Annotated in this window: 20 protein-coding genes; 8 read left to right on the top strand and 12 right to left on the bottom strand. The window is 40.1% G+C overall.

What is annotated here, in order from left to right; genetic code table 11:
• Positions 1-38: 38 nt before the first annotated feature.
• Entirely contained in the window at positions 39-734 is a 696-nt protein-coding gene (locus tag KQI58_RS08315) for an SDR family NAD(P)-dependent oxidoreductase (RefSeq protein ID WP_216408146.1), read from the top strand.
• 59 nt (positions 735-793) lie between these two features.
• Here the strand turns inward: KQI58_RS08315 and rhaM are convergent, their stop codons facing one another.
• The 7 genes from rhaM to KQI58_RS08350 all read right to left on the bottom strand — a co-directional run bounded on the left by rhaM (position 794) and on the right by KQI58_RS08350 (position 6,870).
• Positions 794-1,105, bottom strand: coding sequence for an L-rhamnose mutarotase (gene rhaM / locus KQI58_RS08320; RefSeq protein ID WP_216408148.1), 312 nt, complete (start codon positions 1,103-1,105; stop codon positions 794-796).
• A 12-nt stretch (positions 1,106-1,117) separates the two neighbouring features.
• A complete protein-coding gene (locus tag KQI58_RS08325) occupies positions 1,118-1,951 on the bottom strand; it encodes a sugar phosphate isomerase/epimerase family protein (protein WP_216408150.1) in 834 nt (277 codons plus the stop codon).
• Between the two features lie 4 nt (positions 1,952-1,955).
• On the bottom strand, positions 1,956-3,251 hold the full coding sequence (locus tag KQI58_RS08330; RefSeq protein ID WP_216408152.1) for a TRAP transporter large permease: 1,296 nt from the start codon (positions 3,249-3,251) through the stop codon (positions 1,956-1,958).
• A 2-nt stretch (positions 3,252-3,253) separates the two neighbouring features.
• Positions 3,254-3,739, bottom strand: a complete 486-nt coding sequence (locus tag KQI58_RS08335; protein WP_216408155.1) for a TRAP transporter small permease — start codon at positions 3,737-3,739, stop codon at positions 3,254-3,256.
• Positions 3,736-4,767 carry a TRAP transporter substrate-binding protein gene (locus tag KQI58_RS08340; protein ID WP_216408157.1) on the bottom strand — a complete coding sequence of 344 codons (1,032 nt, stop codon included), beginning with the start codon at positions 4,765-4,767 and terminating at the stop codon, positions 3,736-3,738. The genes KQI58_RS08335 and KQI58_RS08340 overlap by 4 nt, the downstream gene beginning before the upstream one ends.
• Positions 4,768-4,785: 18 nt before the next feature.
• The gene (locus tag KQI58_RS08345; protein WP_216408159.1) at positions 4,786-5,895 is read right to left on the bottom strand and encodes a beta-galactosidase BglB; all 1,110 of its coding nucleotides are present in this window, start codon (positions 5,893-5,895) and stop codon (positions 4,786-4,788) included.
• Between the two features lie 171 nt (positions 5,896-6,066).
• Positions 6,067-6,870, bottom strand: a complete 804-nt coding sequence (locus KQI58_RS08350) for a gluconate 5-dehydrogenase (protein ID WP_216408161.1) — start codon at positions 6,868-6,870, stop codon at positions 6,067-6,069.
• Positions 6,871-7,064: 194 nt separating this feature from the next.
• On the opposite strand from KQI58_RS08350, the gene tnpB reads away from it, so the two are divergent.
• A complete protein-coding gene (gene tnpB / locus KQI58_RS08355) occupies positions 7,065-8,207 on the top strand; it encodes an IS200/IS605 family element RNA-guided endonuclease TnpB (protein ID WP_216408162.1) in 1,143 nt (380 codons plus the stop codon).
• Between the two features lie 138 nt (positions 8,208-8,345).
• Here the strand turns inward: tnpB and kduI are convergent, their stop codons facing one another.
• Positions 8,346-9,203, bottom strand: coding sequence for a 5-dehydro-4-deoxy-D-glucuronate isomerase (gene kduI / locus KQI58_RS08360; protein WP_216408165.1), 858 nt, complete (start codon positions 9,201-9,203; stop codon positions 8,346-8,348).
• A gap of 292 nt (positions 9,204-9,495) precedes the next feature.
• Between kduI and KQI58_RS08365 the strand changes: the two genes are divergently transcribed.
• Both KQI58_RS08365 and KQI58_RS08370 read left to right on the top strand, forming a co-directional pair.
• Positions 9,496-10,386, top strand: a complete 891-nt coding sequence (locus tag KQI58_RS08365; RefSeq protein ID WP_216408167.1) for a helix-turn-helix domain-containing protein — start codon at positions 9,496-9,498, stop codon at positions 10,384-10,386.
• A gap of 161 nt (positions 10,387-10,547) precedes the next feature.
• The gene (locus KQI58_RS08370) at positions 10,548-11,114 is read left to right on the top strand and encodes a hypothetical protein (protein ID WP_216408168.1); all 567 of its coding nucleotides are present in this window, start codon (positions 10,548-10,550) and stop codon (positions 11,112-11,114) included.
• Between the two features lie 47 nt (positions 11,115-11,161).
• Here the strand turns inward: KQI58_RS08370 and KQI58_RS08375 are convergent, their stop codons facing one another.
• Positions 11,162-12,394 (bottom strand): glycosyltransferase, encoded by a 1,233-nt coding sequence (locus KQI58_RS08375; RefSeq protein ID WP_216408170.1) that lies wholly within the window; start codon positions 12,392-12,394, stop codon positions 11,162-11,164.
• Between the two features lie 12 nt (positions 12,395-12,406).
• Positions 12,407-13,099, bottom strand: coding sequence for an aspartate/glutamate racemase family protein (locus KQI58_RS08380; protein WP_216408173.1), 693 nt, complete (start codon positions 13,097-13,099; stop codon positions 12,407-12,409).
• Positions 13,100-13,229: 130 nt separating this feature from the next.
• Here KQI58_RS08380 and KQI58_RS08385 point away from each other — a divergent pair, with 130 nt between their 5' ends.
• From KQI58_RS08385 to KQI58_RS08395, 4 genes are all read left to right on the top strand, one after another.
• Positions 13,230-14,078, top strand: coding sequence for a helix-turn-helix domain-containing protein (locus tag KQI58_RS08385; protein WP_216408175.1), 849 nt, complete (start codon positions 13,230-13,232; stop codon positions 14,076-14,078).
• A gap of 92 nt (positions 14,079-14,170) precedes the next feature.
• A complete protein-coding gene (locus KQI58_RS08390) occupies positions 14,171-14,728 on the top strand; it encodes a hypothetical protein (RefSeq protein ID WP_253295847.1) in 558 nt (185 codons plus the stop codon).
• A gap of 89 nt (positions 14,729-14,817) precedes the next feature.
• Positions 14,818-14,952 (top strand): LPXTG cell wall anchor domain-containing protein, encoded by a 135-nt coding sequence (locus KQI58_RS22650; RefSeq protein WP_367397926.1) that lies wholly within the window; start codon positions 14,818-14,820, stop codon positions 14,950-14,952.
• Entirely contained in the window at positions 14,949-15,587 is a 639-nt protein-coding gene (locus KQI58_RS08395; RefSeq protein WP_216408177.1) for a CPBP family intramembrane glutamic endopeptidase, read from the top strand. Before KQI58_RS22650 ends, KQI58_RS08395 begins: the two co-directional genes overlap by 4 nt.
• A gap of 45 nt (positions 15,588-15,632) precedes the next feature.
• On the opposite strand, the gene KQI58_RS08400 is transcribed toward KQI58_RS08395, so the two are convergent.
• Positions 15,633-16,457, bottom strand: coding sequence for a class I SAM-dependent methyltransferase (locus KQI58_RS08400; RefSeq protein ID WP_216408179.1), 825 nt, complete (start codon positions 16,455-16,457; stop codon positions 15,633-15,635).
• 267 nt (positions 16,458-16,724) lie between these two features.
• Positions 16,725-17,837, bottom strand: a complete 1,113-nt coding sequence (locus KQI58_RS08405) for a hypothetical protein (protein WP_216408181.1) — start codon at positions 17,835-17,837, stop codon at positions 16,725-16,727.
• Positions 17,838-18,061: the final 224 nt, after the last annotated feature.

The raw sequence follows: 18,061 nt of genomic DNA on the forward strand, positions 1-18,061 counted from the left end.
ATTCAAAAAGAAAAAATAGTCAAATGGAGGATTTTATTATGAAAACTGCACTCATTACTGGAGCAAATAAGGGCATCGGATTCGCGATTGCCAAAGCACTAGGAACAAAGGACTGGCATGTCGTCATCGGTGCACGAAACAAAGAACGAGCCGAAGTGGCAGTTGCTAAGCTGCGTGAAGCAGGTGTGACACAGGTCGATTATTTACTGATAGATCTTAGCCATCCTGGAACGATCGAACAAGCGATAAAAACGGTCGAGTCTGATTTCTCTCAAATTGATCTTTTAGTTAACAATGCTGGAATTCCTGGCGGACACGGCTCTAGTCTTACGGAAGATCTTGATGATCTGCAAGCTACGATGCAGGTCAACTTCTTCGGGACCTTCCAGCTCACTCAAGGCTTATTGCCGATTTTAGAAAAGAATAATGGCCGAATCGTTAATATTACAATACCAACTGCTCCAAATCCTTTCTGGAATCCTTTTGCCTACAAATCTACCAAAGCAGCTCAAAACGTGATGATGCAGGCATTCGCCATTGATTTCGAAAAGGAAAAGAAGAACTTAGAGATTTTCAGTATTCATCCAGGACCAACCACCACCGATTTGAACGGCAACATTACTGCAGAGGGCTTTCATACACCAGATGATGTCGCCGAAAAAACTGTCGCCATTCTTTTAGACGGTCAATCACACCAAGGTGAATTTTTAGAAATCTACGAAGAATTGAAATAGGTTCAAAAAAAGTCGAGTCCGGCTGAAAGAAGTTCTTTCAACTGGATTCGACTTTTATTTTACAACTCAAAAACCGACTCTAAATCAATACTGACAGGTGAATCATCTGGATTTGTTTCCATTAATTCTTTCATATAGGTCCACCATTTCTGATTGATGGCTGTAGTTGAAACTTGCTTCCACTTTTCTTCATCCTCGATTTCAAGATAGCCGAAAAGCTGATTACTCTTTGGATCTAAGAAAATAGAATAGCTTAACGCTCCATGTTCCTTCAGCATTTCTCGCATCTCCGGCCACAATTCGTCATGCCTTTTCTGATATTCTGCTTTCGCTCCAGGATTTAGATTCATCCTGATCGCTTTTTTGATCATGATATTCTCCTTTTATACTACCTGTTCAATCAAATGAACGGCTTCTTGAATCGCTTGATCCTTAGTCTCTTCCAAAACAACAAACAATCCGGGTTTTTCCTTAGCAATCAAACGACAAATTGCTGGATAATCAATCACCCCTGTCCCTAAATTCACTGGGATGATCTGGTCATTTTGAACCTGATAGTCCTTCAAATGAACCGCAACGATTTTTTCGCCAAAACGTTCAAAGGCTTCTTGAACCAAAGCGACTTGATTTTGATAAGTCTCGCTGGTAATCAAATTCGTCGGATCTAAAATGATGCCTAAATAATCCGAATCGATCTGTTGGATTAATTGTTCTACCCGCTCTAGCGAATAAAGTGGATGATTCAGCCCCGGCTCAATCCCGATCAGTGTCTGCTGCTCTTCTCCAACCTTTACCAGTCGCTGAATGACTTGAACCATTTCATTAAACGCTTCGGCGGTAAAATTCTTCGGCGTATAACGAATCTCCGGCAGCACATTCCCCGTTTCTGTCGCTACCATCGCCGCCCCAAAGTAACGAGCATGACGGACATAGCTTTCAAATTTGGTTAATGCTGCTTCACGCAGGCTGTTGTCAGGATGAATCATATTGATATAGCAGCTTAAAATCCCCACTTGAATCTCATTTTTCTGCAAAACAGCCTTAACCCTTTGTCCTAAGCCCGGATTCAGATTTTTGCCATCACTAGGCCAATTTGGAAAAGAAAGACCTAGTGCTAATTGCAGCGTTTGGACATTTTGTGCCCGTGTTTTTTCAGCTAGAGATTCTAGCGTTGTGGCATCGGACAAATCATGTCCGCGAATGGCTAAATTTAACATTTTTCTACCCCACGATATTCGGCAGCCACATGACTAGTGCTGGGAAATAAGTGATCAATAATAAAATCACTAAGATGGCGACATAAAAGGGAATCAACGGCTTCAGCATTTGCTCGGCCTTGACGCCGCCGACACTGGCACCTACGTATAACCCCGTTCCAACTGGTGGTGTGATAGAGCCGACACACAAGTTCATAATAGCGAATAAACCAAAGTGAACAGGATCAACCCCGACACTTGTTACTACTGGTAAAAAGATTGGTGTAAAGATTAATATCGCTGGGCCGACATCCATAAACATACCCACAAGCAATAAGACAATATTGACTAATAACAAAACGATGATCTTGTTGGTTGTTAATCCTAAAATTGCTCCGCTAATGGCTTGAGGAATTCCTGTAAAGGCCATCGCAAAGGACATCATTGAAGAAGTTGCCAACAAGAAGGAAATCGTCCCTGTCGTTTTAACTGCTTCTGCTAACATTTTAGGAATATCTTTAACAGTGATCGTTTTGTAATAGAACATCGCGATCACTAAAGAATACGCTACTGCAATCGCCGAAGCTTCAACAGCCGTAAACAAACCGAAGAGAATCCCACCGATAATAATCACGATCAACATAACACTTGGGATCGCTTCTTTTAGAACTTTTCCAACAGTCCCTTTTTCAGCGCCCTTGATCGTTTGATAATTGTTACGCTTGGCATGCACAAAGGCGACCACCATAATTCCGATACACCACAAGGCTCCAACGAGATAACCGCCCATGAATAACGCTGAAATCGAAGCGCCGCCAGCAACTAATGAATACATGATGAAAGCCGTACTAGGCGGGATTACCATTCCAGTAGGCGCCGAAGCAATATTTACCGCTGTGGCAAATTTTCGATCATAGCCAGCTTTTACCTGTTGAGGTACCAGCACTCCGCCGATCGCCGTAGAAGCCGCAATTGCTGAACTAGACATGGAACCAAAAAGAGCATTCCCTAAAACATTCGTATGGGCTAAACCACCAGGAATTCGTCCAACAAAAAGCATCGCAAAATTCACCAGTTTCTCGGCGATCCCGCCATTATTCATGATGATCCCCGAGAGGACAAAGAAAGGAATGGCGATCAACGAAAAGCTATTTAAACTGGAAACCATTTTCTGAGCAGAGGTAAAGACCGCATTTTCAAAAGGAATCACTAGCAACAACGTACATATCGAGGAAACAGCGATACTGATCGCGATCGGCATTCCAACGATTAAAAGAACTGCAAAAATTACAAAGAGAATCAGGCCAGCTTCTAAAGCCATAACTATTCCGCCTCACTTTCAACTGTTCGAGGTGTTCCATCTAATAAATTCATCAAGCTATACAGCAGCATGATCGCACCGGATACAGGAACCGCTAAATAAACATAGCCCATAGGAATCGATAACGAAGGTGAAATTTGTCCCATCGTCACAAGCGATGCCTGCCAGCCGCCATAAATCATGATGACTGCGGCAAATAATAAGAAGAGAACTTGAACAACGATTTCTAAAAAACGGCGTCCCTTTTCATTCAAATTATCGCTTAACAGCGTGACACACAAATGTCCCTTCTTCCCAACAACATAAGCAGATGCCAACATCGCGACCCAAACCAAACCGAAACGAACCAATTCCTCCGTAACTGTATTCGGATTGTTCAAGACCTTCCGAGCAAACACCTGATACAGGACAATCAAAACCATCGCTGCTAAGATCGTGGAGCATAAAATCTCCATGACTTTATCTAGCCCATTTCTAAACGCTTTCATTTGTCTTCTCCTACCTTTTCTGCTAATGCTCGAATTTCTTGATACAGCTCACGATAATCTTCATTGTTCTTAAACTCATCATGTAATGGTTGAACCAGCTTTTGGAATGGTTCACTATCGACTTCGTTATATTGAACACCATAATCTTTAGTCGCAATCTTCTTTTCTTCTTCGATTGCTTTTTTGAAGACTTTCTTTTCATAGTCTGTCGATTCTTTTGCCGCTTCTTCTACCGCTTTGTATTGTTCTGCGGTTAGACGTTCCTTGACTGAATCATTCATAATCACTACATCCGGCACACGAGTATGCTCATCGTAAGAGTAATATTTCGCTACTCCGCCATGTCCAGCTGTAAATAGCACGAACTCATTGTTTTCAGCACCATTGATCAGGTTTGATTGCAGCGAGGTATATACTTCGTTGCTTCCCATCGGAACCGCTGATCCACCAAGCAGCTCGACCATTTTGATCGCCGTCTCACTTTGCATCACACGGATCTTTTTCCCTTTTAAATCTTCGGGCGTTTTGATTGGGCCTTCCGTCATATAAAAACTGCGTTGACCAGAATCATAATAGGTTAAGCCAACAAAGCCCAGCTCTTCTGTGGACTGATAGATTTCATCCATGATTTTTTCATCTTCCATCACTCGGAAAAAGTGCTCTTCATCGTCAAACAGGTAAGGGATACCAAAGATCGAGTAATCCTTCGAAAAGCTTTCTAACGCCGAACCACTTACCTTGGTAAAATCGATCGCGCCGGTTTGGGTCAATTCGATCAATTCGGTTTCTCCACCTAATTGTGCATCTGGATAATATTCGATTTCGACTTCTCCATTTGTCTTTTCCTTTACCAGTCGACCGAACTCCTTCATTGAATCAACGACGGGCTGACTGTTGGATGCATAGGCATAACGGAGTGTTATCGCTTGTTCATCAGCAGCCGCAACTTTGGTATTGCTGCAGCCGCTTAATAAGAAGGTCGTTGTAACTAGTGCTGCTGCTGTTAAAATCAATGATTTAATTTTCATCGTTTTGCTCCTTTTTCTTTAGCAGTAAGAAACTAACAACTCAGTCAGACATAAGACGGTTAAGGATTGTCCGTATGGCATCGCAGTGATCCCAATATTTTTATAGAAATCCAAGCTGTCTCCCATTCCTGTCCCGACTGATACATTTTGCACCGTGCCATTTTCATCAATTTGTGCTAATAATCCTTCGATCGCCTGATACGCAACTTTCTCATATTTTTTCGGTAAATAATTCTTATGCACCGCTTTCAATATGCCATAAGCAAACCCAGCCGCTGCAGAAGATTCCTCGTATGAAGTCGGATCATCGATCAATGTATGCCATAAGCCGCTGTCCGCTTGATATTCTGCTAAGGCTTTAACTTGGGCTTCTAATGTTTCAAGTAAGAATTTACTTAGGGCATCTTCTTTCGATAATTCTAAAATTTCGATGATCTCTGGGATCGCAATGGTCAACCAGCAATTCCCTCGTGCCCAAAATGCTTCTGCGTAATTATGATTTCCTTCAAAGGTCCAGCCGTGGTACCATAATCCGGTTTTTTTATCCATCAAGTATTTGATATGAATCAAAAATTGATACCGTGCCTCTTCCAAATATTCTGGACGATTGAATAATTTTCCGATTTTCGCTAAGGGTAAGACCGTCATCATCAACGTGTCATCCCACAGCTGATTCTTGTTTTCAGGCCCATAAGTCGCATGCTGCAGACCATTCTCTTTTGTTCGTGGCATGTCGTGCATCACCCATTCAGCCCATTGCTCTAAATAAGGGATATAGCGTGTATCTTGTGTATCTTCATACAAGTAAGCCATCGTCAATAAAGGGGCCATCGTATTGACATTTTTTGGTGGCGCTCCTTCTTCCATGCGAGCCTCAAACCAATCAGTGACGACCTTCAAAGCAGCTGGATTTTTGGTTATTCGATAATTTTTATAGATACCGTATAGTCCAACTCCCTGCGGCCAGTTCCAGATTGTCCAGCTTTTATCATCAACCTTCAAGCCATCAAAGTCCAGAATAAATTCTCCGCTGCTATCTTTGATCGTCGTTAGGTTCTCGATTAATAAATCGATTTTTTCTTTGACTGTTTCTTTTGGTATGAATAGTTCTTCTAAAATAATTGCCATTGCTCTCTCCTTAATAAATCGCTTTCATTTCTATCACGTGAATAGAGTAACAAATAAAAAGACCACAATAAATGTCTTAAATTGATCAAAAACTTGCAAAAATTGCTATTCGTAAAAACCAGAGGATAAGAATGTGTATTGTAATAATTCCTATCCTCATGAAAAATAGGCTTATGGCTGTTTTCCGATATACGCGAGAATGCCGCCATCAACATATAAAATATGCCCATTCACAAAATCAGAAGCATCTGATGCCAAGAAAACAGTCGGTCCTGCTAAATCACTTGGTTCACCCCAACGCGCTGCTGGTGTTTTTGATACGATAAATTGATCAAAGGGATGACGAGAGCCGTCCGCTTGCTTTTCCCTTAAAGGGGCTGTTTGCGGCGTAGCAATGTAGCCAGGTCCGATCCCGTTACACTGGATATTCGCTTCTCCGAATTCTGAACAAATATTTTTCGTCAGCATTTTTAGACCACCTTTAGCAGCCTCATAACCCGCAACAGTTTCCCGACCCAGTTCACTCATCATGGAACAAATGTTGATGATCTTCCCATGACCTTTTTTGATCATTGATGGTAGGACTGCTTTAGACACGATAAAAGGTGCGTTCAAATCGACGTCGACTACTTGGCGGAAATCCTCCGCAGACATTTCTAGCATCGGAATACGTTTAATAATCCCAGCATTGTTGACTAAGATATCAATCACGCCGACTTCATCCTCGATTTGCTTAACCATGGCCTGAACCGCTGCTTCATCAGTAACGTCACAAACATAACCATGAGCCTGGATACCTTCTTTTGTATAATTTGCTAACCCTTGATCGACCGAAGCCTGATCCAAATTATTAAAAACAATCGTCGCTCCCGCCGCTGCTAATGACTTGGCAATTTCAAAGCCGATCCCATAGACCGCACCTGTAATCAAGGCGATTTTTCCATCTAAACGAAACATGTCCATCTTAAATTCCATTTTTTAGTCTGCTACTCTTTATTTTAATTTAGGCAGAAGTCGCCCATCCTCTGAAGTGGGTGATGAATGCCTTTTTGTTTCGATGCCGTTCCCTTCTTGTTCCCCTTTTGGTATAATAAATTAATGAATAATCGGAGAGAATAAAGGGTTTTTCTCTTGGCTTCATGACTATCAGTGGAAAGCGAGCAAACGTGATGGAACGACTAAAAGCCTACAAATTCAGAATCTATCCAACAGAAGATCAAGAAGATTTTTTTGCTAAGACTTTTGGCTGCGTCCGTAAGGTCTACAATCTAATGCTTGACGACCGTATGAAAGCGTATGAAGAAACCAAGAATGATCCCTCGAAGAAAAGGCGTTTCTCAACACCTGCAAAATACAAAAACGATTTTCCGTTCTTGAAAGAAGTCGATAGTCTTGCTTTATCCAATGCCCAACTCAATTTAGATAAGGCCTATAAGAATTTCTTTCGTGATAATTCGGTCGGCTTTCCTCGTTTCAAAAGCAAGAAAAATCCTGTTCAAAGTTACACAACTAATAATCAAAAAGGAACAGTCACTCTGATTGATAATAAATTTATCAAAGTTCCTAAGCTGAAATCATTTATTAGAATTAAACTCCACAGACAACCAAAAGGAATGATCAAATCGGCTACAATCTCCCGACATTCTAGCGGTAAATATTATATTTCTTTGTTGTGTAAAGAAGAAATTAGCGAGTTCCCTAAAACAGACTCTGTGATCGGTATCGACTTGGGTATTGCTGACTTTGCTATTCTTTCTGACGGTCAAAAAATTGACAATAATAAATTCACGTCCAACATGGAAAAGAAATTGAAACGTGAACAACGAAAACTATCTCGCCGTGCATTACTCACTAAAAAAGCAGGGAAAGAACTTTTTGAAGCGAGAAACTATCAAAAACAAAAGAAAAAAGTCGCTCGGCTACATGAAAAAGTAATGAATCAACGCACGGACTTTCTGAATAAGTTGAGTACAGAAATAATCAAAAATCACGATTTGATCTGTATCGAAGACTTAAACACGAAAGGCATGTTGCGAAATCATAAGCTAGCCAAAAGCATTTCAGATGTATCATGGTCTAGCTTTGTCACTAAATTACAATACAAGGCGGACTGGTATGGACGAGAAATTATCAAATTAGATAAATGGTTTCCGTCTAGTCAGATCTGTTCAGACTGCGGACACAAGGAGGGCAAGAAGGCGCTCAACATTCGAGAATGGACATGTCCTGTTTGTCATGCGCATCATGATCGAGACATCAATGCGAGTATCAATATTCTGAACGAAGGATTACGACTCCAAACATTGGCTTAGATAAACCCCAAAACCGTAGGAACTACGGGGATAGCTTGGTAAATAAGAGAAACCGCTGTTAGTTTAGTAAAGAAATAAGCTATCAAGTATGCTCTCTTCCCAAGAAGCTCCCACTTCAAGCGTTAAGAGCCGATAAGTTTAGCTAAGTGGTGAGTAGTTCACTTGATCCATTTCTACCATATCCATATCAGTGTAGGTAATATTTTCACCACACATTGCCCAGATAAAAGAATAATTACTTGTGCCGACACCAGAATGAATTGACCAGCTTGGCGAGATCACCGCTTGCTCATTGTCTACAACTAAATGTTTGGTTTCATCGGGTTTGCCCATCATATGAAAGACCCTTGTATCTTCCGTTGCATAATCAAAATAGACATACGCTTCCATGCGCCGTTCGTGGGTATGACATGGCATGGTATTCCAAGCACTGCCAGGCTCTAAAATGGTATAACCCATTTGTAGCTGACAGCTTTCGCAAACATTCGGATGGATGTATTGATAAATTTTCCGTTCATTTAACGTCTTGCCATCCCCAGTCTCCATTGGCTTGATTTGATCAATACTAATTTTGACATTTGGATATTTTTTATGTGCTGGTACACAGCTGATATAAAATTTCGCCGGATTTGTTGGATCTTCAGAGGTGAAGACCACATGCTTTGTTTCCTTGCCAATATAATACCCATCTTGCTTTTTCATCGTATCCCTTTGCCCATCAATTTCAATAAATCCTGGTCCGCCAATATTAATAACCCCTAACTCCCGACGCTCAAGAAAATAGTCCACCCCTAATTCTTGATCCAGTTTGATTTCCAATGCTTCATCTGTTGGTGTGACACCGCCAAAAATCATTCGGTCATTGTGAGTATAGGTCAAGCTCATTTTGCCAGGTGTGAAAATCTTTTCTACCAAGAATTCTTTTCGCAATTCTTCCGTAGAGTAATGACGAATATCCAAAGGACTATGCGTATACCGAGTTTCCATCTGCTGCATGTTAAAACACTCCTTTTTCCTTAAAAAGATTGATTAATTGCCTATAAAAATTTATTGTAACTGCTTACAAGGGTTAGTTTAGCAGGGAAACTCTTTTTTAAATATGGCAATTTTTGATTTAAAACTGTCAAAAATTGCAGAATTTTGAAAATTTGAACCACTCCGCGCTCTCCTGTTGTTTAATAGAATAATAAAAGATAACGAAAGAAATTTTATTTATTTCTCTACCTGCCCTCACAAAATTACAGTATAATAAGCAACGATTGTTCAAATATTCACTAGGAGTGATTACATGACCCATCACAATAAGAAAAAATATTATGTGAATACAATGCTTTCTGATCAATATGAGATTTATCATGTAAAAGACAATGTAAATAACGAAAAGACTGTGTACCATTACCATGATTTCTACGAAGTGCATGCGACCTTGGAAGGCGTGGCGACTTTTTATTTAGACAATCGGCAGTTTGACATCGTTCCTGGAACCGTCCTGCTGATTCATTACAATGATCTTCACCGCATCATGAAGCAAAGTACCGATTATTTTGAACGGGTGTATATTTTTTTTACGGAAAAATTTTTACAGGATCGCTCAACCGAATGGACAAATTTGGAAGCTTGCTTCCATCCAGTTGGCGAACAGCGCAGCAAGGTATTGCAAGTAAAACCGGAAAAACTACACAAACTATTGCGTTTTGTAGATGAAAAGCCTTCCCCTGAGGTTTACGGCTCAGATATTCTTTACGAACAGCATCTGGTTCACTATATGATGCAGCTGAACCAATTGATCGAAGAAGACACTCAAGAAAATCATGGTCTGCCGATCATCCAAAATGAACGAATCGTAGAAATGATTCATTTTATTACAGAAAATCTTTCACATCCTTTAACCTTAGAGGAAATGGAGCAAAATTTTTATGTGAGCAAGTACTATATCACGCGGGAATTTAAAAAGCATACAGGCTTCACCTTCCATCAATTTGTCCTGAAAAAGAAGCTACTCTATGCCAAGCAGCTATTGAAGCAATACAAAAGCTCCTCTGATGTTTACAGCAAGTGCGGCTTCAACTCCTATGCACATTTTTTGAAAGCGTTTAAAAAGGAATTTGGAATTACACCAAAAGAATTTCTGAAGCATGCGAACGAGAATCCGCCGATCAAATTTATAGAACCCCATTGATTTTTATGGGTCGTAGGTAAAATGCGTCGCAGGTCTGATATTAAGAAAAAATAAAGACTGTTATACTTTAGGAAAGATTACAGGGAATAAGGATGTCAGTTCCACTTTTTACAGTGGCTAACTGGCAAAAAATACTTTAACGGGAATAAGGAGGGAAACAAATGAAGGATTCAGAAAAAAAGGGAAGTGTTGGTAGAAAGCTTTTCTGGATTTTATTTATTTTAGCATTCGCAATAACGGGCGTAACGAACTTTGCGATTGATCAGCAATTTACTTGGTTTCGAATTGTCGGGAGTGCATTGATTTTTGGAGGTTCCTTATTGGATGCGTTGCTTTTCAGCAAGAATTATCGTGTGATTCACTCGGTATCAGTTTTCACTGTATTGATTATTCCATTCTTTATGGTTGTCGAGCGAACGGTGAATAACTACTTTTTAGATGCTCCCGTTTACTGGCTTTGGCCAATTGGAATTCCCATCGCAGTGACTTGGATTGTTTATTTCTGGGCTTCGATCGGCACTCGAAAAGTCTTACACTGGAATATGGGTTCTTGTTTAGGGATGGCATCACTGCTGGCGATTCCGGCGGTCCTTATAACCAATACAATTGCTAATCAAACAACTGTCTACAATGTGATCGAGATGAGCTTTATCACTATTCTTACATTGTTATCCTGCGGCGGACTCGGGCTGATTGCTGGTCTGTTTATGCGTAAACACAAGCATTAAGAAAGACATCCAGATTTTTTAATTAATCTGGATGCCTTTTTTTTCGCTTATAAATGAAGATACCGCTCTTCTATTTGTTTAGCCGCAGCCTTCGCACCATCGACTCGCTTCATCAAACGCTGCATTTCTTCCGCTTTTTTTCGATAATCGGGTGATTGCAGCTTTTTGATACTACGCGACAAGGACTCGGTTGTTAATTTATTGGGCGGCAAAGCAAGCGCATTGCCAAAGTTTTCGCAATAAGCGACATTGACTTCCTGTTCGTATTGCAGGCCAATGCCAATAAATGGTTTGCCCGAAGAGCAGGCAGTTTGCACGGTTCCTTCGCCGCCATGGATCACCGAGAAATCAACAAGTTCAGAAACCTCCAATGCTGGCAGCCAATCAAAGACATGGATATTTCCAGCAACGAAATCCTCTGGCAAATAGCTTTTAATTGGTGCGATCACCTCATAGTCGGTGGTCACAAAATAGGCCAACAGCTTTTCAATCAATGAACGATTTCCTGAACTGCCCATTGCAAAATAGACGACGGATTTTCTCTGTTGGCGAGCTTTTTTAACAATTCGTTCCACTTCAGCTGGCAGCTCATAAGGCAACCGCGCAAATATTGGGCCGACGGATTGATAATTATCGGGAAAAACCAACTCTTTTGTGAAGGCTGGAAGTGTTGTAATTAAATTCAAATCACCATCCAGCAGTTCCAACGTATACTTAGGCAATGCTAGTTGATAGTGCTGCGCGACTTTTTTGAATCCGCTGGGCTTCCATGTCAGACGTTTGGAGACTTTAAGAAAGAGCTTCCAAAGAATCGACTTCGGCAGGTAGGCTTTATCCAGTTGACTAGGAATAGTACAGCCCGCTTCATGGTCAAAATACGGTCGGGACATTGCCACTGGTTTGACATACACCAAGGGAACTTTTTCGATACGGGCGGATAGGAAAATCGTCACGTTGCTGCCTGTCACGATCACGGATGGAGCCAGTTCGTTGATCAAAGCTAACTCGCTAGCGACACGCTCAGCTACAATTTCTGACGTAAAGGGATTCTTCACACTTTTTCCTTGATCGAATTTTATAATTGCCGCTTCTTGTTGCGGTGTCAGTGTGGGGCTCAACAAAGAAACTTCAAACTCTGCCTCTTTGATCAAGTTGAGATACGTTTTTGAAAACCCGCAAAAAACGCAGTGATACTTCTTACGCATTTGCTTGGCAATCTCGATCATCCGAGTGGTCTCCGCTAAATTAAAAGTCGCTGGGACAAAAAGAATCGTCTTCATCACAGTCCTCTTCTATTCTTCCAAGGCTTGTTCGACGGCTTTTTGGGAATGAATTTCGGTCGTATCAAAAACTGGAAGCGCAACATCAGCCTGTTGGATTAGCAAACCGATTTCCGTACAGCCTAAGATGACGCCTTCCGCTCCGGCTTTGGTTGCTTCCTCGATCACCTCGATAAACTTCTCTTTTGATTCAGCCAAAATCTTGCCGTGACACAATTCATTAAAAATGATTTGATTGATCGTTTCGATTGTGGCTTCGTTGGGAATCCATACATCGATCCCACTGTCGATAATTTTCTGTTTGTAAAAAGCTTGAGTCATCGTATATTTCGTCCCTAATAAGGCGACCTTTTTGATTTGCTTCACTTGTAGTTCGGCAATCGTAGCATCTGCAATATGCAGGATCGGAATCGTTAAATATTCAGCAATTTGGGGTGCGACCTTGTGCATCGTGTTGGTGCAGATCAGTAGAAAATCAGCCCCTGCTTGCTCTAATTGCTGCGCCTCTTTTCCGAGAACCGCTCCACTTTTTTCCCATTCATTTGCTGCCTGATAATTTTCGATTTCTTCAAAATCCACACTGGCTAGTTTAATTTTAGCCGAATGCAGCCCACCTAATTGCTGATTCATTAATTCGTTGATTCGTGTGTAATACGTTACCGTGCTTTCCCAACTCATCCCGCCTAATAATCCAATCGTTTTCATGCGCCACCTCGTTTTCCAATTATTATAGCAAGAAACGAAAAGGAACACGACATTCCTCGCAAACATTTAAAAACAGTTTTTAACTGAAATATGCTATGCTAACGGCAATAAATAGAGAGTTGGTGAAACGATGTATCATGGTGAAGTGGTTCGGAAAATTCGGCGAAGTAAAGGTCTGACCCAAAAAGAGGTTTATCTCGGCATTGTCTCGAAATCCTACGCGATTGAATTTGAAAAAGGCAATCATAGTATTTCGGCGACTTTGCTGCTAGATATTTTAGAGCGACTTTCCTTAGATATGGACGAGTTTATTTATATTAGCCAGGATTATCGCTTAAATGAACAAGCTGACTACATTTTTCGTTACTCCAATTACAGTAACAACTATGATCTTCCGGCCCTTTATCAGCTCTTGCATGAGTTAAAAGAACAGCAAGGACCGATCGCGAATGTCCATGTTGCGGAGGTTCGTTCTCGAATTCGAATTATTGAAGCAACCAACAAAACAGGTAGCTATACGCCTGATGTCGTCTTGCCAGAAGATAAGGCGACGATCATTCAGTACCTGACAAATCTGCAAACGTGGACACTGCAGGAAATCCAATTATTTGCCAATACCTTGGAATTCATTGATGGGGAAAAGCAGCTACTCTTCTTCAAGCAGCTCTCAAAATCTTTGGAGCTGTATAAAAATTATGATCGCGGCAGAGAAATTTTCTGCAGTCTTTTAGTCAACTTAATTCGGGAAACGCTTGATGAAAATCAATTAGATTACGCAGAAGTATTGATCGAACAGCTCCTGCTTTTAAGTACTGAGTACAAAGAATGCTTCCATCGACTGTGTGCCAAATTTTTTAAAGGCGTTTTATTGACAAAACGCGGCGAAGCCAATGGGCAAAAAGAAAGTGAGCTGGTGTTAAAGATTCTTTATGAGCTCGATTATGCACCCCTTGCAAAAGAACTGGAATCACTTTTATAAAAATCTGGTCCAGTATATAAGACCTATTTAAAAAAATCCATTTTTCTGTGATACAACTAACAAGTATCAAAACAGCAGGAAAGGATTTTGAAATGAAAACTATTAAACAAAAAATCGCTATTGGATTCGGACTTACACTCTCGACAATCGTCGTCTTTCCGCTTCACGCATTCGGGAATACAAGTGAAGCGACGAATTCCGCTACGCAAAAATATGTAATCAACGGGACACTCTACGAAAGAGAAAACACAAATGATGAGAATCGCTTATTTCTACATAATGATAACGGGAGCTTAAAACTTTATCGTGACGGCAACCATTGGTATAGTAATGACGGCGAAGTAATTCCGGAGCCCTATACCGAATCAACGACAGTCCCTGAAAGCACGTCGGTTTCTGACAGTTCTACGGAGGTACCGACAACTACTACCTCATCAAGCGTACAAATAATTGATCAGAAAACAAATACGCCTGAACCAATCAAGGATGAGCTTACTGATAAACAGCACAAGTCAGAGACACTTGCGCCCGAAAAGAAACCACTAAGCAGCAACGAATCACCCGCTAAGCAAGTGATAAATAATGGAAAAAAGGCGACTGAACCAAAAAAAAATCAGCCGCTGTCTCTGAACAAACTAGTACGACCGTAACAACGGAAAAATCGCAAATTGCTTCCACTGAAAAGACAAAAGAGAGCCAGACAATTCAATCAGAAACACTGGTATTTTCCGATAAAAAGGTGCTTCCTAAAACGGGATCATCAAATCAGCAAAACTTATTTTTTACAATTTCAGGTATTGTCCTTTTATTATTGACGTTAATTTTATTCAAAAAAACGAACCGTAACGGAACTACCTTAGGAGGAAAAAAATGACTAAGCCATTGAATTATTCTAAGATTATCGTCGCAACACTGCTCGTTGGACTTGGTTTCTATCTCGTTAGCAATGTAAATCACTTTATCTCTATTCCCTATATCGGCTATTTTTCTCTTTTGATTTTTGGTACGATCGCCTATAGCCTTGTTTTTGGCTTTAAAGCATACGAAAAGCTTTATCAAAAACCAGGTCAATTCTGGAAGAATTTTATCAAGTATTTCCTCATCGCCCAGCTCTTCTCTTTTGTTTTAGGGATACTGGTTGTCGGGATTACTCATATGCACAAAGGAAATCCGGCGGCGGATAATCCAATTTGGTTTTTCTTTTTGATTATGCCTTTTGCCTTGCTCGGCGAAGAACTCTTCAGTATCTATTTCTATGATCTATTCAAATTGAAAGTTTCACCTTTAGTAGCAAATATTCTTGTTAGTATCATCTTCGGTCTAATTCATTACTGGACCTATTTCAATGGTTCTGTGCTGTTGACGATCATTCAAGTGATTGCGCTTCAAGGTTCTGCCAGATTTTGGTTTAACCGCAGCTATGAACAGTCAAACTCTATTTTGACCAGCTTTGCCGTTCATTACCTGTTTGATCTTGCCGGTTTCATGCTAACTTTTCTCCTTCATTAATACCTAAAAGAGGCAGTTTCCAATGATTCAGAAACTGCCCCTTTTTTATTTTTCAACGACGAAACAAATCGTTTCTGAATCCTCTGTAGTTTTCTTTCCGCGAATATCTCCAAAGACTTCACTGTTTCCAAAACCTACGGTGCTTAATTCCATAAGCAGTTGTTCCTGCTCAAAGACCGTTTCCCAAATGAAAAATTCTTTGATCTTATCTGGATAAAGCAAATAATGCTGATCCAAATAGGTATTGGTGCCCGAGTAATTTTTTTGTGCTGTTAAATGTACACACGTCTCCTGTGTCCAAAAATTATTTTCCTCCAGCTGCCAAGTTCTCGCTGCTTCGAAGTTCGCATATTTCTTCGGAGTGAAGACATCAAAAATAAATCTTCCACCTTTTTTTAACGCCGCGTAGACCTTTTGAAATACGTGTTTTCGATCCTCTGGAGAAAAAACACCCAAATCACAATAAATCAAGACGATAAGATCGTAGGTCTCACTCCCTAATTCCTCTTTCAAGTAGTCCCCACATTGATAATCAATAACGTATTGCTTTTCTTCAGCTGACTTCGCAGCATGAGCAATACTCAACTTAGAAAAATCGATCCCTTTAACTTGATAACCAGCCCCATAAAATTTTTCAGCATAAATCCCAGGTCCGCAACCTATATCCAGCAGCTTTGGAAACGCCTGTGCCGGACATTTTTGTGACAACCACGCCATAGATTGATTTATATATTCCGCATTTCTCGTGGCTCCATCAAATTCGGTATCCAGGTGGGCCGCTAACATTTGAGGCGCTAAATGGGCATCTAACCAAATTGAATCCTTGCTGTGACTAAAAATCGGGACATCCTGTTTAATATATTCCATCATTTTCTATTCCTCTTTCTCACTGACGACAATCCAACAGACAACAAAAAAACGTGAAAAATTTCTGCACAACAAATAAACTGTCTTTCCTTTCGAAAATTTTCAGTTTATTCACTGTCAGAATACTTTTCCACGTTTCACTAAAATCCTTTAATTGCGGAATGGATAGTGCGCCGGACCGAAATCGCCTCTTATCTATTTTTTGTGATTGTCGTCACGATAAGTTTAGCATAATTTGTTGCTTTATTACAAATGGCTCCATAGGTTAATTTACGCTGCTGTTTCGATTGATTGATTCAGGGCTTCCTCAAGTTGCTTAAATTGTTCTTCCGTTAAGTAAGGCTTGTAGGTATTCTTGATTTGATCAATTTGTGCTTGCGTAAATTGACCACGACCTTGCTTAATGTCATCCAACAATTCATTTAACTCTTCATCTGAAATCAATGATTCATTCTTTTTTGCGTCATCCAAGATTGTTTGGAATTCCTCCATTGAGATTGTATCCGCTGATTTTGGCAATGAGATTTTTTTCTTAGATTCTTTGGCTTGAGTATTCATAGTCAAGTCCATAGAAACTGTACTATCATCGTTTTTCGCAGCAATTTTCATTATGGTCTTTTGTGTGTGCTTTTTCGTGTTCAAAGTTGTTGTTTGTTCGTATTTAGTCAGATCGTCAAGCTTTTTTTCCAGATCCTTCATTGCCTTCTTCTCTTCTTTACTACCATTTTCTTTGGCGTAGTCAATATAGCCTTTGATATCTTTCTTAGTAAATTTCCGTTTGATTGTATCATCCTTTTTCTCAAAAGAATCAGAATTCAAAGTATCGAGATATTCACTAAACAGTTTTGAATTAGGCGTTCCACTGAGCAAATCGGAATTTGCCATACTAGGAATTATCCTTTTCAGTTCATCGTTAGTGATATGAAGATACTTTCCTTTAATTTCATCAAAATCTTTCAGTTCAAATGAAGCATTAGTATTGAATTGCTTAATGATACTCATTGTTTCTTTTAAAGAATCAGAACTTATATATAATGATTTTTTCTTTTGATCCATAAAGGAATCAATTGGTAGCTTTTGCCCTAATACATCAACAGTCATATTCATAGCTAACAGTTTTTTTTCGCTATCTTTAAGATAATCGCCTGAAATTTTAGTTCCACTGATCACCTTTGCTCCCAAATCCTTCGCAGCACGAGTTCGGTCATCATCATTATCATTACCTGTAATCGTCAGCTTATCAATCACGAGCAAATAATTGCCGGCATTCATTTCACTTTGCTTCGCCAATTCCGCTGTAAACTCCTCTTGCGGCTTCTGTTTACATCCAGCAAAAAGCACTAATGCTAATGCTGTTACCATAACCAATTTTACCTTTTTCATTTTGACTCCCTCACTATGCTATTAATAGTTTTTTTAACTGTTCCTTTCTCCATCATATAGGTATGAAAATGTTAATACAATTATTAATGCGCAAAATTCGGAAATGTTTTTAAAAATAGTCCGATCTTTACTATTAACGGACCAATGTAGAAACAGTAAAAAGAAGCCAGAAAAAAATCACGTTTTCTGGTCTTCTTTTTAACGGTTATTGGATTCAGCGTTTC

The sequence above is a fragment of the Enterococcus raffinosus genome, assembly GCF_018917525.1.
Taxonomy (GTDB): Bacteria; Bacillota; Bacilli; order Lactobacillales; family Enterococcaceae; genus Enterococcus_A; species Enterococcus_A raffinosus_A.

Bases quoted from the DNA above. Each gene is read 5' to 3' on its own strand.
- KQI58_RS08315 (WP_216408146.1), top strand. From the start codon at position 39: ATGAAAACTGCACTCATTACTGGAGCAAATAAGGGCATCGGATTCGCG.
- rhaM (WP_216408148.1), bottom strand. From the start codon at position 1,105: ATGATCAAAAAAGCGATCAGGATGAATCTAAATCCTGGAGCGAAAGCA.
- KQI58_RS08325 (WP_216408150.1), bottom strand. From the start codon at position 1,951: ATGTTAAATTTAGCCATTCGCGGACATGATTTGTCCGATGCCACAACG.
- KQI58_RS08330 (WP_216408152.1), bottom strand. From the start codon at position 3,251: ATGGCTTTAGAAGCTGGCCTGATTCTCTTTGTAATTTTTGCAGTTCTT.
- KQI58_RS08335 (WP_216408155.1), bottom strand. From the start codon at position 3,739: ATGAAAGCGTTTAGAAATGGGCTAGATAAAGTCATGGAGATTTTATGC.
- KQI58_RS08340 (WP_216408157.1), bottom strand. From the start codon at position 4,767: ATGAAAATTAAATCATTGATTTTAACAGCAGCAGCACTAGTTACAACG.
- KQI58_RS08345 (WP_216408159.1), bottom strand. From the start codon at position 5,895: ATGGCAATTATTTTAGAAGAACTATTCATACCAAAAGAAACAGTCAAA.
- KQI58_RS08350 (WP_216408161.1), bottom strand. From the start codon at position 6,870: ATGGAATTTAAGATGGACATGTTTCGTTTAGATGGAAAAATCGCCTTG.
- tnpB (WP_216408162.1), top strand. From the start codon at position 7,065: ATGGAACGACTAAAAGCCTACAAATTCAGAATCTATCCAACAGAAGAT.
- kduI (WP_216408165.1), bottom strand. From the start codon at position 9,203: ATGCAGCAGATGGAAACTCGGTATACGCATAGTCCTTTGGATATTCGT.
- KQI58_RS08365 (WP_216408167.1), top strand. From the start codon at position 9,496: ATGACCCATCACAATAAGAAAAAATATTATGTGAATACAATGCTTTCT.
- KQI58_RS08370 (WP_216408168.1), top strand. From the start codon at position 10,548: ATGAAGGATTCAGAAAAAAAGGGAAGTGTTGGTAGAAAGCTTTTCTGG.
- KQI58_RS08375 (WP_216408170.1), bottom strand. From the start codon at position 12,394: ATGAAGACGATTCTTTTTGTCCCAGCGACTTTTAATTTAGCGGAGACC.
- KQI58_RS08380 (WP_216408173.1), bottom strand. From the start codon at position 13,099: ATGAAAACGATTGGATTATTAGGCGGGATGAGTTGGGAAAGCACGGTA.
- KQI58_RS08385 (WP_216408175.1), top strand. From the start codon at position 13,230: ATGTATCATGGTGAAGTGGTTCGGAAAATTCGGCGAAGTAAAGGTCTG.
- KQI58_RS08390 (WP_253295847.1), top strand. From the start codon at position 14,171: ATGAAAACTATTAAACAAAAAATCGCTATTGGATTCGGACTTACACTC.
- KQI58_RS08395 (WP_216408177.1), top strand. From the start codon at position 14,949: ATGACTAAGCCATTGAATTATTCTAAGATTATCGTCGCAACACTGCTC.
- KQI58_RS08400 (WP_216408179.1), bottom strand. From the start codon at position 16,457: ATGATGGAATATATTAAACAGGATGTCCCGATTTTTAGTCACAGCAAG.
- KQI58_RS08405 (WP_216408181.1), bottom strand. From the start codon at position 17,837: ATGAAAAAGGTAAAATTGGTTATGGTAACAGCATTAGCATTAGTGCTT.